The sequence below is a fragment of the Mesorhizobium sp. M0761 genome (genome assembly GCF_040320205.1).
GTDB lineage: Bacteria > Pseudomonadota > Alphaproteobacteria > Rhizobiales > Rhizobiaceae > Mesorhizobium.
The window spans coordinates 43,796-55,784 of the sequence record NZ_JAMYPF010000001.1 but is presented as its reverse complement, the minus strand read 5'-3'; the positions used below and the strand labels follow the sequence as shown (position 1 = coordinate 55,784).

The 11,989-nt window shown below is 63.6% G+C and carries 13 protein-coding genes; 5 read left to right on the top strand and 8 right to left on the bottom strand.

Annotated features, from left to right (window positions below):
* Nucleotides 1–21 precede the first annotated feature (21 nt).
* The gene (gene ubiE / locus NKI32_RS00300) at nt 22–798 is read right to left on the bottom strand and encodes a bifunctional demethylmenaquinone methyltransferase/2-methoxy-6-polyprenyl-1,4-benzoquinol methylase UbiE (protein ID WP_352536161.1); all 777 of its coding nucleotides are present in this window, start codon (nt 796–798) and stop codon (nt 22–24) included.
* Nucleotides 799–932: 134 nt separating this feature from the next.
* Here ubiE and NKI32_RS00295 point away from each other — a divergent pair, with 134 nt between their 5' ends.
* The 3 genes from NKI32_RS00295 (at nt 933) to NKI32_RS00285 (ending at nt 3,342) form a co-directional block, all read left to right on the top strand.
* Nucleotides 933–1,904: an adenosine deaminase gene (locus tag NKI32_RS00295; protein ID WP_023804686.1), complete on the top strand. Its 972-nt coding sequence runs from the start codon at nt 933–935 to the stop codon at nt 1,902–1,904.
* 115 nt (nt 1,905–2,019) lie between these two features.
* Complete coding sequence (gene upp / locus NKI32_RS00290) at nt 2,020–2,649, top strand: uracil phosphoribosyltransferase (RefSeq protein WP_023671129.1); 630 nt, start codon at nt 2,020–2,022, stop codon at nt 2,647–2,649.
* A gap of 129 nt (nt 2,650–2,778) precedes the next feature.
* The gene (locus NKI32_RS00285) at nt 2,779–3,342 is read left to right on the top strand and encodes a TIGR02281 family clan AA aspartic protease (RefSeq protein WP_023695614.1); all 564 of its coding nucleotides are present in this window, start codon (nt 2,779–2,781) and stop codon (nt 3,340–3,342) included.
* Between the two features lie 9 nt (nt 3,343–3,351).
* On the opposite strand, the gene deoA is transcribed toward NKI32_RS00285, so the two are convergent.
* The 6 genes from deoA to NKI32_RS00255 all read right to left on the bottom strand — a co-directional run bounded on the left by deoA (nt 3,352) and on the right by NKI32_RS00255 (nt 9,640).
* Complete coding sequence (gene deoA / locus NKI32_RS00280; protein ID WP_023733522.1) at nt 3,352–4,671, bottom strand: thymidine phosphorylase; 1,320 nt, start codon at nt 4,669–4,671, stop codon at nt 3,352–3,354.
* The gene (locus NKI32_RS00275; protein ID WP_023735052.1) at nt 4,671–5,486 is read right to left on the bottom strand and encodes a purine-nucleoside phosphorylase; all 816 of its coding nucleotides are present in this window, start codon (nt 5,484–5,486) and stop codon (nt 4,671–4,673) included. The genes deoA and NKI32_RS00275 overlap by 1 nt, the downstream gene beginning before the upstream one ends.
* 12 nt (nt 5,487–5,498) lie before the next feature.
* Nucleotides 5,499–5,891, bottom strand: a complete 393-nt coding sequence (gene cdd / locus NKI32_RS00270) for a cytidine deaminase (RefSeq protein ID WP_023683183.1) — start codon at nt 5,889–5,891, stop codon at nt 5,499–5,501.
* Between the two features lie 107 nt (nt 5,892–5,998).
* On the bottom strand, nt 5,999–6,970 hold the full coding sequence (locus NKI32_RS00265; RefSeq protein WP_023683182.1) for an ABC transporter permease: 972 nt from the start codon (nt 6,968–6,970) through the stop codon (nt 5,999–6,001).
* A gap of 1 nt (nt 6,971) precedes the next feature.
* Complete coding sequence (locus NKI32_RS00260) at nt 6,972–8,111, bottom strand: ABC transporter permease (RefSeq protein WP_023686470.1); 1,140 nt, start codon at nt 8,109–8,111, stop codon at nt 6,972–6,974.
* Nucleotides 8,108–9,640 carry an ABC transporter ATP-binding protein gene (locus NKI32_RS00255; RefSeq protein ID WP_023755056.1) on the bottom strand — a complete coding sequence of 511 codons (1,533 nt, stop codon included), beginning with the start codon at nt 9,638–9,640 and terminating at the stop codon, nt 8,108–8,110. Before NKI32_RS00255 ends, NKI32_RS00260 begins: the two co-directional genes overlap by 4 nt.
* A 217-nt stretch (nt 9,641–9,857) precedes the next feature.
* Here NKI32_RS00255 and NKI32_RS00250 point away from each other — a divergent pair, with 217 nt between their 5' ends.
* Together NKI32_RS00250 and NKI32_RS00245 are read left to right on the top strand one after the other, a co-directional pair.
* Nucleotides 9,858–10,064, top strand: a complete 207-nt coding sequence (locus NKI32_RS00250; protein ID WP_196813704.1) for a SlyX family protein — start codon at nt 9,858–9,860, stop codon at nt 10,062–10,064.
* A gap of 13 nt (nt 10,065–10,077) precedes the next feature.
* On the top strand, nt 10,078–10,491 hold the full coding sequence (locus NKI32_RS00245; RefSeq protein WP_023755057.1) for a hypothetical protein: 414 nt from the start codon (nt 10,078–10,080) through the stop codon (nt 10,489–10,491).
* A gap of 291 nt (nt 10,492–10,782) precedes the next feature.
* Here the strand turns inward: NKI32_RS00245 and NKI32_RS00240 are convergent, their stop codons facing one another.
* Entirely contained in the window at nt 10,783–11,772 is a 990-nt protein-coding gene (locus tag NKI32_RS00240; protein ID WP_023683177.1) for a BMP family lipoprotein, read from the bottom strand.
* Nucleotides 11,773–11,989: the final 217 nt, after the last annotated feature.

Sequence of the window (11,989 nt, the reverse complement as noted above, 5' to 3'; positions counted from 1 at the left end):
GCTGCTGCAAACTGTGGTGCCTCAAAGCTTCCAGCCCGAATGCAGGGCGGCAATGCCGCCGGAATAGTTGCGGAACGACACGCGCTCGAAGCCCGCGCGGGTGATCATGGCAGCAAAGTTCTGCTGATTGGGAAATTTGCGGATCGATTCGACCAGGTAGGAATAGGGTTCGCCCTCGCCCGTCACCATCTTGCCAATCTGCGGAATGGCGTTGAACGACCAGGCTTCGTAGACCTTGTCCAGCAGCGGCATCTCGACCTCGGAAAACTCCAGGCACAGGAACCGTCCGCCAGGCTTCAGCACGCGAAAGGCTTCCGTCAGCGCGACATCGATGCGCGGCACGTTGCGGATGCCGAATGCGATGGTGTAGGCGTCGAAGGTGCTATCGGTGAAAGGCAGTTCCTCGGCATTGGCCTCGACGAAATCGGTGTTGCCGGACAGGCCCTTTTTCTCCGCGCGGTCACGGCCGACACTGAGCATCGAGCCGTTGATGTCGAGCACCGTGGCATGCGCGTTGCCATGGCTGGCGTCGACGATGCGGAAGGCGATGTCGCCGGTGCCGCCGGCCACGTCGAGCACTTTCCAGCCCGGACGTTTCGGCGGATTGAGCCATGTCACCATGGCATCCTTCCACAGCCGGTGCAGCCCGGCCGACATCAGGTCGTTCATCAGGTCGTAGCGCTTCGCCACCTTGTGGAAAACCTCATTAACCAGAGGCTGCTTGTCGCCTGGCCCTACCTTCTTGAAACCATAGGAGGTTTCCATGCCGCCCGCGGCCGTGGTTCTCTCAACTGACATTATTTTGATCCGTCATAAAACCGGCGGGACCATAGCCGATCGATGGTGCGGGCGCTATTGTTTAAGGCGCGGTGTTCGGCCGCGCTTCCAGGTGGTGGGCTTTACGGCCTGGACTGATGAGACGGGATAACTGCATGCCTTTGAAAGCGGAACTGCACTGCCACATCGAGGGGGCAGCGGCGCCCGAACTCGTCGTCCGCCAGGCGCAGAAATACGGCAAGGACACCTCGCTTTATATCCAGAACGGCTCGTTCGTCTGGCACGACTTCACCTCTTTCCTCGCGGCTTACGACTTTTCCGCCGACCTGTTCCGCTCCGAGGAGGATTATGCCCGCCTCGCCGACCATTATCTGACCAGCCTTGCCCGCGACGGCGCCATCTATTCCGAGGTCTTCACCTCGCCCGACCATGCCGTCAGGGCCGGCCTGTCGCCCAAGGCCTACACCGATGCGCTCGGCGAAGGCATGCTGCGCGCCAAAGCCAAGACCGGCATAGAGGGCCGCATGATCGTCACCGGCGTACGCCATGTCGGCGTCGAATCGATCGAGCAGGCGGCGCGTTTTGCGGCGCGCTGCGGAAATCCGCTGGTCACCGGCTTCGGCGTCGCCGGCGATGAACGCATGGGCGAGATGGAGGATTATGTCAGGGCCTTCGAGATCGCCCGTGAAGCGGGTCTTGGCATCACCATCCATGCCGGCGAGTTGACCGGCTGGGAGACGGTGCAGGCCGCACTCGACCACATCCGCCCCTCGCGCATCGGCCATGGCGTGCGCGCCATCGAAAATCCCGACCTGGTGCGCCGCATCGCCGATGAGGGCATCGTGCTTGAATGCTGCCCCGGCTCCAACATCGCGCTCAAAGTCTACGACAGTTTCGCCGATCACCCTTTCCCCGCCCTGCAGGCGGCCGGCTGCAAGGTGACCCTGAATTCCGACGACCCACCCTATTTCTGGACCTCGCTGAAGCGCGAATACGACATCGCCGCCGAGCACTTCGCCATGAACGAAAAGGCGCTGGCCGCCATCACCCGAACCGCGATCGAGGCGGCTTTCGTCGACAGGAAGACGAAAAGCGCGCTGCTTGCCCGGCTCGATGCGAAGAGGTGACTGGTGATATGGTTTGCCGGCTCTTCGGCCTGTCAACCGCAATGATCGATCCATCGGGACTCGCAAACCTGCTCACTATTCACTATTCACTATTCACCATTCACTGGAGCAACCCATGCAGGGCGTCACCGTCGTCGACCACCCGCTTGTCCAGCACAAGCTCACCATCATGCGCAAGAAGGAGACGTCGACCGCCGGTTTCCGGCGGCTGCTGCGCGAGATCTCGCTGCTGCTCGGCTACGAGGTCACCCGCAACCTCGAACTGACGACGACGACCATCGAAACGCCGATGGAAACCATGGAAGCGCCGACGCTGGAGGGCAAGAAGCTGGTCTTCGCCTCGGTGCTGCGCGCCGGCAATGGCCTGCTCGAAGGCCTGCTCGACTTGGTCCCGGCGGCCCGCGTCGCGCATGTCGGCCTCTACCGCGATCACGAAACGCTGGAGGCGGTGGAATATTTCTTCAAGGCGCCGAGCGATCTCGCCGACCGGCTGGTGATCGTTGTCGATCCGATGCTGGCGACCGCGAACTCGGCCATCGCGGCCATCGACAAGCTGAAGGAGCGCGGCGCCACCAACATCCGCTTCCTTTGCCTGCTGGCGGCGCCAGAAGGCATCGAGCGCTTCACCAAGGCGCATCCGGATGTCCCGGTCTTTACCGCTTCCATCGACCGCCAGCTCAACGAGAAGGGCTACATCATGCCCGGCCTCGGCGATGCCGGCGACCGCATGTACGGAACCAAATGACGGCGGCTGGCAAGGCCAGCTGACATCCAGTCGTTTACCGCCCGTTTACGCAAAGCCGCGGTTTCGGGTTGGCGTTAAAGCGGCACACACCATACGTGGGCAAGAATGGGCCTTCACGAAGGTCCATTCATGCTGCGCAAGCTTGTCATTCTGGGCGTGTTCGCCGGAACGTCGGCATCGATCCCGATCGTCTATCAGTCGAATCCGCAGATTCTCGACAACCTGTTGAAGTCGACCGTCGCCGGCAAGCCGTCCGCGCAGCCTCAGCCCGAACTGAACATGGCCTCGGTTCCCGGCAAGCCGGCCGCACCGCTGCCCACTGGGCGCAAAGTATTGGTGGCGGCTGACGAGCGCGGCCATTTCACCTCCGCCTTCAAGCTCAACGGCCGCCAGGTCGACGGCATGATCGACACCGGCGCCACTTTGGTCGCCATCAACACCTCGACGGCGCGCCGCATCGGCATCTCGCTCAACCCGTCGGACTTCAACCAGCAGGTCAACACCGCCAATGGCGCGATCAGGGCCGCCGTGGTCAACATCGATCGCCTGCAGATCGGCAAGATCAGCGTCGACAACGTCCAGGCGGTAGTGCTCGACGACAAGGCTCTGCGCACCAACCTCATTGGCATGAGCTTTTTGCAGCGGCTGGCAAAATACCAGGTCGAAAACGGCACACTGTTGCTGGTGCAGTAGCGCGTTCCGCTACCCGCGCGGCAGCACGCGCCGGATGACAGTCTTGTCGGCGGCTGGTTTCGACGCCCCGATCGTATAGGCCGAAAGCACGGCGGCTGCGGCCGCTTCGGCCTCCACTTGCGTGCGGGCGTGGACCAGCGCCAGCGGCTCGCCGGCCCGCACCTCGGCGCCGAGCGGCAGCAGCCTGGTGATGCCGACCGCATGGTCGATCCTGTCGTCCGGCCGCGTGCGCCCGCCACCGAGCCCGACCACGGCAAGGCCGATATCGCGGGTGGCAATAGCGGTGGCAAAACCGTTGCCTGTCGCCTTGACCGCAAACTCCACCGCCGCTTTCGGCAGGTATTTTTCCGGCTTCTCGACGAAATCGGCGGGACCGCCAAGGGCTGCGACCATACGCGCGAAGGCGGCTGCCGCGCGGCCGCCGGCCAGCGTCTCGGCCGCGCGCCTGAGACCGTCCTGATTGGACGACGCCAGCCCTGCCGATTGCAGCATCTCGGCGGCCAGCGCCAGCGTCACATCCTCCAGTCGCTTGTCGCGGAACCTTCCGGTGAGGAAATCGACGGCGTTGCGCACCTCGACCGCGTTGCCGGCCGCCGACGCCAGCGGCTCGTTCATACCGGTGACCAGCGCCGAGGCCTTCAGGCCGGCGCCGTTGGCGATCTCGACCAGGCTGTTGGCCAGTGCTGTCGCGTCGCGCGACTTCTCCATGAAGGCGCCATTGCCGACCTTGACGTCGAGCACCAGCGACCGCAGGCCGGCCGCGAGTTTCTTCGACAGGATAGAGGCAGTGATCAGCGGCACCGATTCCACCGTTCCGGTCACATCGCGGATCGCATAGAGGCGACGGTCGGCGGGCGCGAGATCGGCGGTCTGTCCGATGATGGCACAGCCGGTCTCGAGCACCGTCTTGCGGAAGCGCGCGATATCCGGCTGGCTGATATAGCCCGGGATGGCGTCCATCTTGTCCAGCGTGCCGCCGGTATGCCCAAGGCCCCTGCCGGAGATCATCGGCACATAGGCGCCGCAAGCGGCGACGATCGGCGCCAGCATCAGCGAGACATTGTCGCCGACGCCGCCGGTCGAATGTTTGTCGGTGACCGGACCCGGCAGGTCCGACCAGTCGAGCACATCGCCGGAATCGCGCATGGCGAGCGTCAGCGCCACCGCCTCGTCGCGGTTCATGCCGTTGAAGAACACCGCCATGGCAAAGGCGCCGACCTGGCCGTCCGAGACGCTGCCCGAAGTGACGCCGGCGACAAAGGCCGAAATCTCCTGCGCGGACAGTTTCTGGCCGTCGCGCTTGCGGCGGATGATTTCCTGCGGAAGCATCAGGTGCCCTTTGGCTCCGGCAACCCATCCTGGAACACATGCGCAAGGATCGTCGCCAGCCGTGCGCCGCCGATCGGCGCCATGTCCTTGGTCTCCTGGTGCGACAGTTCCGCCCCGGTCATCCCGGCGGCGAGATTGGTGATCACCGAACAGGCGGCTACGCGAAGCCCAAAGAAGCGGGCGAGAATGACCTCCGGTACGGTCGACATCCCTACCGCTTTGGCGCCCATGACGCGGGCCATGCGGATTTCAGCAGGGGTTTCGAAACACGGACCGGAAAACCACATATAGACGCCCTTGTGCAGCGCCGTCCCTGTCGCCTTCGCCGCCCGTTCGATCGCCGCGCGCAGGCCGGCATCATAGGCTTCGGTCAGGCCGACGAAGCGGCGGTCGCTAGGCTCGCCGATCAGCGGGTTGGAGCCGGAGAAATTGATGTGGTCGGTGATCAGCATCACCGATCCAGGCAGCATGTCGGGATCGACCGAGCCGGCGGCATTGGTAAGGATCAGCTTGGTGATGCCGATGCCGGCAAGCACCTCCAGCGCCGGCCGCATCGCCGCAGCAACGCCGTGCTCGTAATAATGGGCGCGGCCGGACAGCATCAGCACCGGCGTGCCGGCGAAAAGCCCCGCGACCACCTCGCCGGCATGGCCAGTCACCCCGCTGCGGGGGAAACCCGGCAGGTCGGCATAAGAGATGCGCACGGCATTTTCGACCTGGTCGACAAGCCCGCCAAGGCCCGACCCCAGCACCATCGCCGTTGTCGGCGCCAACCCGTCCAGCCTTTCAACGAGGTGGTCCAGAGCTTCCTTCATATCAGCCAACTCTCACTTCAAAATGTCGCCACGAAACCCGTAGGGCAGCATGTCGCCCATGGTCACGGTCTCGACCACGCCGGTGTTGTCGCAAAGATAGAGCTTTGTGTCCGGCCGGCAGAATTCCGCCAGCCTTTGCCGGCAGCCGCCACAGGGCGAGCATTTGGCCATGCGCGAGGCAATGACGGCGATTTCCACAATCTTGCCGCCGCCGCCCATGATGTAATGGCCGAGCGCCGTGGTCTCGGCGCACCAGCCTTCCGGATAGGACGCGACCTCGATGTTGGCGCCGGTGAAGACACGGCCGTCTTCGGTGCGCAACGCCGCACCCACCGGAAACTTCGAATAGGGCGCGTAGGCCTTGGCCATGGCCTCCTGCGCGGCTTCGAACAGATCATGCGACATCTAGACGTTCTCTCCGACGATCGTGGTCAAAACCCGGCCATTTGCGTTTTCCTGGCGCCTTTCGAGCACCAGCCGCATGTTCGACACAGTGCTCCTGGGCGCCCGGATCAACGTTCCTTGACATAAGGCACGCCGCCGGCGCGCGGCGGGATCGCCTTGCCGATGAAGCCGGCAAGCAGGATCACGGTCAGCACATAGGGCAGCGCCTGCATGAACTGCACCGGCACCTTGCCGATCAACGGCAGCGGCGAACCCTGTAGGCGGATCGCCGCCGCGTCGAGGAAGCCGAACAGAAGACAGGCGAACATGGCGTTCACCGGTCGCCATTTGGCAAAGATCAGCGCCGCCAGTGCGATGTAGCCCTTGCCCGCGGTCATGTCCTTCACGAAGCCGCCATTCTGCACCATCGAGAGGTAGGCGCCGGCAATGCCGGTCAGCACACCGGTGCAGATCAGCGCCCGGTAGCGCAGCCAGGCGACCGAGATGCCGGCGGTGTCGACGGCGGCCGGGTTCTCGCCGACGGCGCGCAGGCGCAGGCCGAAGCGGGTGCGAAACAACACCCACCAGGTGAACGGCACCATAGCGAAAGCGAGATACACCAGAATCGAATGGCCCGAGAGCAGCTCGGAATAGATCGGCCCGATGATGGGCACATCATGGATCGCGGCAGCACCTGGCAGAGTGATGGCCTCGAAACGCTCGCCCGGCTGCAGCGCCGGCGTGCGCCCGCCCTGCTGGAACCAGGCCTGGCCCAGAATGATGGTCGAGCCGGCGGCGACGAAGTTGATGGCCACACCGGAGACGATCTGGTTGCCGCGATGGGTGATCGAGGCGAAGCCGTGCACCAGGGCAAAGGCGACCGACATCACGATCGCCATGCCGAGACCGAGGAAGGCCGAATGGAAGACCGAAGCGGCGGCCGCACCTGCAAAGGCGCCGACCAGCATCTTGCCTTCCAGCCCGATGTCGAAAACGCCTGCGCGTTCCGAATAGAGGCCGGCGAGGCAAGCGAGCAGCAGCGGCACCGACAGGCGTATGGTCGAGTCCAGGATCTGCACGATGGCGATGAAGACATCCATCTCAGGCGCCCTTCCCTTTGACCGCTTCGATGCCGACCGACCTTGGACTGAACGAGGCGAACAGCGCCTGGACGTAGGGCCGGAACATGTGCTCCAGCGCACCGGCAAACAGGATGACCAGGCCTTGGATGATGACGATCATGTCGCGGGAAATCGCCGGCATTTCGAAGGCAAGTTCGGCGCCGCCCTGGTAGAGCATGCCAAACAGGATCGCCGCCAGCACGATGCCGACCGGATGCAGACGGCCCATCAGCGCCACGGCAATGCCGACGAAGCCGGCGCCGGAGACGAAATCGATCGCCACATTGTGCTGGTCGCCCATCACCGGGTTCAGCGTCATCATGCCGGCCAGCGCGCCCGAAATCATCATCGCGATAATGATGATGCGGGTCTCCGAAATGCCGGCATAGCGCGCCGCTTTCGGGCTGTGGCCATAGGTGCGCATCTCGTAGCCGAGCTTGGTGCGCCAGATCAGCAGCCAGACCAGGAATGCCATGAGCAGCGCCAGCAGGAAGCAGATGTTGAACGGCGCCGAGCGGATCTTGGCGCCGAACAGTTCGATGATCCAGTTGAGTTTGGGCAGTTCGGCGCCGGCGAGGAAGTTGCGCGTCTGCGGCGCCTGCGACGCCGCCGGCTTCAACGGCCCAACCAGGAGGTAGACCATGATCGAGGCCGCGATGAAGTTGAACATGATGGTGGTGATGACGATGTGCGACCCGCGCTTGGCCTGCAGATAGGCCGGGATCAGCGCCCACAGCGCACCGACGGCGGCTCCGGCGACGATCGCCAGCGGAAAGGTCAGCCACCACGGCAGCACAGTGTCGAAGGCGAGGCAGACCACGCCCACGCCAAGGCCGGCAATATAGGCCTGGCCCTCGGTCCCGATGTTGAACAGGCCGCAATGCGCGGCCACCGCCACAGACAGGCCGGTGAAGATGAAGGTGGTGGCATAGAACAGCGTGAAGGCAATGCCGGTTCCCTTGCCGAAAGCGCCCTCGACCAGGATGACGGCGGCACGAAACGGGTTTTCGCCGACCAGCATGACGACGAAACCGGCAACGATGAAGGCCACTGACAGATTGATCAGCGGGATCAGCCCATAATCGGCCCAGGCCGGCAGCTTGGCGTAAGGCGTGCTCACTCTGCCGCCTCCTGGCGATCGACGCCTGCCATCAGCAGACCAAGCTCGCCTTCGGTCGCCTCCGGGCCGCGTTCGCCGACGATGCGCCCGGCAAACATCACCAGGATGCGGTCGGACAGCGAACGGATCTCGTCGAGCTCGACCGACACCACCAGCACCGCCTTGCCCTGGTCGCGCATGGCAATCAGCCGCTTGTGGATGAATTCTATGGCGCCGACATCGACGCCGCGTGTCGGCTGGCCGACGATCAGAACACCGGGGTCCTGCTCCATTTCTCGCGCCAGCACGATCTTCTGCTGGTTGCCGCCGGAGAAATTCGCCGTTTTCAGACGCGGATTGCCGGGCCGGATGTCATATTTCTCGATCTTGTCCTTGGCATCAGCCATGATGGCGTCGATGTTGAGGAACGGCCCTTTCAGGTAGCGCGGGTCGTCATGGTAGCCGAGGATCGAATTCTCGTTCTCCTCGAAGGCCAGCACCAGGCCGACATGATGGCGGTCCTCCGGCACATGGGCGAGCCCACGGTCGCGCAACTCGCCGGGATCGGCGGCCCCGGTCAGGTCGATCGGCTTGCCATCGAGCATCACCGAGCCGGAAACTGCGCGCCTGATGCCGGAAATCGCCTCGAGCAGTTCGGACTGGCCGTTGCCGGCGACACCGGCAATGCCGACGATCTCGCCGGCGTGGATATCGAAGGAGATGTCGTCGACCATGGTGACGCCGCGCTGGTCTTTCACCGTCAGGTTCTTGACGGCCAGCTTGACCGCGCCGGCCTCCGTCTCGCCCTTTTCGACCCGCAGCAGCACGCGCCGCCCAACCATCAGTTCGGCCAGTTCGCCGACTGTCGTCTTGCTGGTCTCGCGCGTCGCCACCATCGTGCCCTGGCGCATGACCGAGACATTGTCGGTGATGGCCATGATCTCGCGCAGCTTGTGGGTGATCAGCACCACCGTTTTCCCCTGGTCTTTCAATTGCCTGAGGATGCGAAACAGATGGTCGGCCTCGGCCGGCGTCAACACGCCCGTCGGCTCGTCGAGAATCAGGATCTCGGCGCCGCGATAAAGCGCCTTCAGGATTTCGACACGCTGCTGCAGGCCGACCGGCAATTCCTCGATGATGGCGTCGGGATCGACTTCCAGCCCGTATTCGCGCTCGAGCCGCTCCAGTTCGGAGCGCGCCTTGGCGATGCTCTTTTTCAACAGCGCATCGCTTTCGGCGCCGAGGATGATGTTTTCCAGCACGGTGAAATTGTCGACCAGCATGAAGTGCTGGTGCACCATGCCGATGCCGAGCGCGATGGCGTCGTTGGAGGTCTTGATCGACGCCGCCTTGCCGCCGACACGGATCTCGCCGCTGTCGGCCTGGTAGAAGCCGTAGAGGATCGACATCAGCGTCGACTTGCCGGCGCCGTTCTCGCCGACGATGCCGTGGATGGTGCCGCGTGCGATCTCCAGATTGATGTCGCGATTGGCGCGAACGGCGCCAAAACTCTTGTTGATGCCGATCAGTTCGATTGCGGCTTGCGCCATGCAGCCTGTCCCACTCTTATTTTTTTATCGCTTGGTCAAAACGCCTAGCATGATGCCCCACCCGTGCCAATTGGCGGCGCAGTGGCCACTCTCGACAAATCCCGGTGCGCTTGTCAATTTCGAACGTGGCCGCAGACCTTCACATTCACTAATATGCAAGGCTCGACAGTCGCATCATGCTGCACTGCGTGCACCAGGACCTGGGGAGTTTCGAATGATCATGCCTGTCGACCGGCTGACGACGCTGGAAATCCGCGCCGCCGAGCAGGAAAAGACGATCGAGGAACTGTCGGGCCAGATCGCCGAACAGTGGACGGTCATCGAGCGCATGCAGCGCAAGCTGGATGCGCTGACCGGGCGCTTCATGGCGCTGGAGGAACAATCGGCACCCGACGTGCCGATAACCAAACCGCCGCACTGGTAGCAAGGAGAAGCCGATGGCCGGTGAAAGCGATCGCGTTACGCGGGCGGGCGACTATGTGCTTGGCCTGATGAACGATCGCGACCGCGAGCGTGCCGAGCGAGACCTGGCGATCGATCCCGCCTTCCGCGACACGGTGATGCGGCTGGCCGAGCGCATGCATGTCTTCGACGGCACGGGGCGGCCCTCGGGCGACGACGATCGCTGGCGGCTGATCTCGCAACGCATCGCCGAACTGCCGCAGATGCGTGTGGTCGGCCAGGACGAAGCGACGCCGGCGCTCGGCAGACTGGAGCGGAAGCCCTATGGCGTCGGCGTGCATTCGCTCGGTGCCCGACGCGGCGCCGTCATCGCCATCGCGCTGATCGTGGTGTTTGCGCTGGGTTATCTCTTGGGCTTGTTGTCGACCGGCGGTGCGCTTCTGCCCTGACGTCCAAGGCAATCGCATATGGACTTGCGAAGAAGGACCCGCAACGCCGAAACTGCCGATCTCCCCCCTTGCGGGGGAGATGGCCGGCAGGCCAGAGGGGGTGTGAAGGATCGCCAACCTGATTGGCCGTTAGGCCGAGGGACAGCCCCCCCTCTGCCTTGCCAGGCATCTCCCCCGCAAGGGGGGAGACCGGACGTCGCCGAGACCTCCGCCAATCCTCAACGTCCTTTAAAGCCCTCAAACAAAACCGCCGGGCTTTTACCCGGCGGTTCGTAAGCGAATTCTTATCAATCAATACGGGCAGGCGTTGTCGGCGGTATAGTCGTGCACCTGGATCGTGCCGGCGATGATGTCGGCCTTGGCCTTTTCGACGGCAGCCTTCATCTCGTCGGTGACCAGCGCCTTGTTGTTGTCGTCCATGGCGTAGTCGACGCCGCCTTCCTTGAGGCCGAGATTTTGCAGGCCGCCCTTGAAGGTGCCGTTCTTGCCGTCCATGAAGGCGGTGTAGACCGCAACGTCGACGCGCTTCAGCATTGAGGTCAGCACCTTGCCGGGCTGCAGGCCGTTCTGGTTGGAATCGACGCCGATGCCGAGCTTGCCGGCATCCGCCGCCGCCTGCAGCACGCCGACGCCGGTGCCGCCGGCCGCGGCATAGACGACGTCGGAGCCCTGGTCGATTTGCGTCTTGGCAATTTCGCCGCCCTTGGCCGGATCGTTCCACGCCGCGGGCGTGTCACCGGTCATGTTCTGGATGACATCGGTCGCACCGGCCGCCTTGGCGCCGCCGACATAGCCGCATTCGAACTTGCGGATCAGCGGAATGTCCATGCCGCCGATGAAGGAGACCTTCTTGGACTTCGAGGCCATCGCCGCCAGGATGCCGACAAGATAGGAGCCTTCGTTTTCCTTGAACACAAGCGAACGGACATTGGGCATATCGACGGCATCGTCGATGATGGCGAAGTTGAGATCGGGATATTCCTTCGCGACCACCTTCAGCGCATCCTCCCAGGCAAAGCCGGCCATGACGATCGGGTTGCGGCCGTCCTCGGCGAAGCGGCGCAGCGCCTGCTCGCGTTGCGAGGCGTTCGACACTTCGAACTCGACATAGGCGGTGCCGGTCTCGGTCTTGAACTTTTCGGCGCCGTGATAGGCAGCCTCGTTGAAGGATTTGTCGAACTTGCCGCCGAGATCGTAGAGGATGGCCGGCTGGACATCCGCGGCGAAAGCCGGAAGAACCATTGCGGTTGCGGCCAGGAGGCCGAGAACGATACGTTTCATGTGATCCACACCCTGTCGGTTATTTTTTTCCGTTACGCGCCGCCCGTCTGCCCGGTTCTCCGGCAGGCATGCGGCATCAGCCAGGAGTGTACTCCCCTCCCGCTCAAGGCAATCTGGCACGGCCCGAAACAAAATTCACGCGGAATTTTGACCTTTTGGAAAAGCATGCCCCCCGTTGGAAAAACATGCCCAATGCGGTGACAGCTGTGGACGATTG

Coding starts and splice junctions, on each gene's coding strand:
- NKI32_RS00295 (WP_023804686.1), top strand. CDS start 933: ATGCCTTTGAAAGCGGAACTGCACTGCCACATCGAGGGGGCAGCGGCG.
- NKI32_RS00255 (WP_023755056.1), bottom strand. CDS start 9,640: ATGGCGCAAGCCGCAATCGAACTGATCGGCATCAACAAGAGTTTTGGC.
- NKI32_RS00240 (WP_023683177.1), bottom strand. CDS start 11,772: ATGAAACGTATCGTTCTCGGCCTCCTGGCCGCAACCGCAATGGTTCTT.
- ubiE (WP_352536161.1), bottom strand. CDS start 798: ATGTCAGTTGAGAGAACCACGGCCGCGGGCGGCATGGAAACCTCCTAT.
- NKI32_RS00265 (WP_023683182.1), bottom strand. CDS start 6,970: ATGGATGTCTTCATCGCCATCGTGCAGATCCTGGACTCGACCATACGC.
- NKI32_RS00285 (WP_023695614.1), top strand. CDS start 2,779: ATGCTGCGCAAGCTTGTCATTCTGGGCGTGTTCGCCGGAACGTCGGCA.
- upp (WP_023671129.1), top strand. CDS start 2,020: ATGCAGGGCGTCACCGTCGTCGACCACCCGCTTGTCCAGCACAAGCTC.
- NKI32_RS00275 (WP_023735052.1), bottom strand. CDS start 5,486: ATGAAGGAAGCTCTGGACCACCTCGTTGAAAGGCTGGACGGGTTGGCG.
- NKI32_RS00245 (WP_023755057.1), top strand. CDS start 10,078: ATGGCCGGTGAAAGCGATCGCGTTACGCGGGCGGGCGACTATGTGCTT.
- cdd (WP_023683183.1), bottom strand. CDS start 5,891: ATGTCGCATGATCTGTTCGAAGCCGCGCAGGAGGCCATGGCCAAGGCC.
- deoA (WP_023733522.1), bottom strand. CDS start 4,671: ATGCTTCCGCAGGAAATCATCCGCCGCAAGCGCGACGGCCAGAAACTG.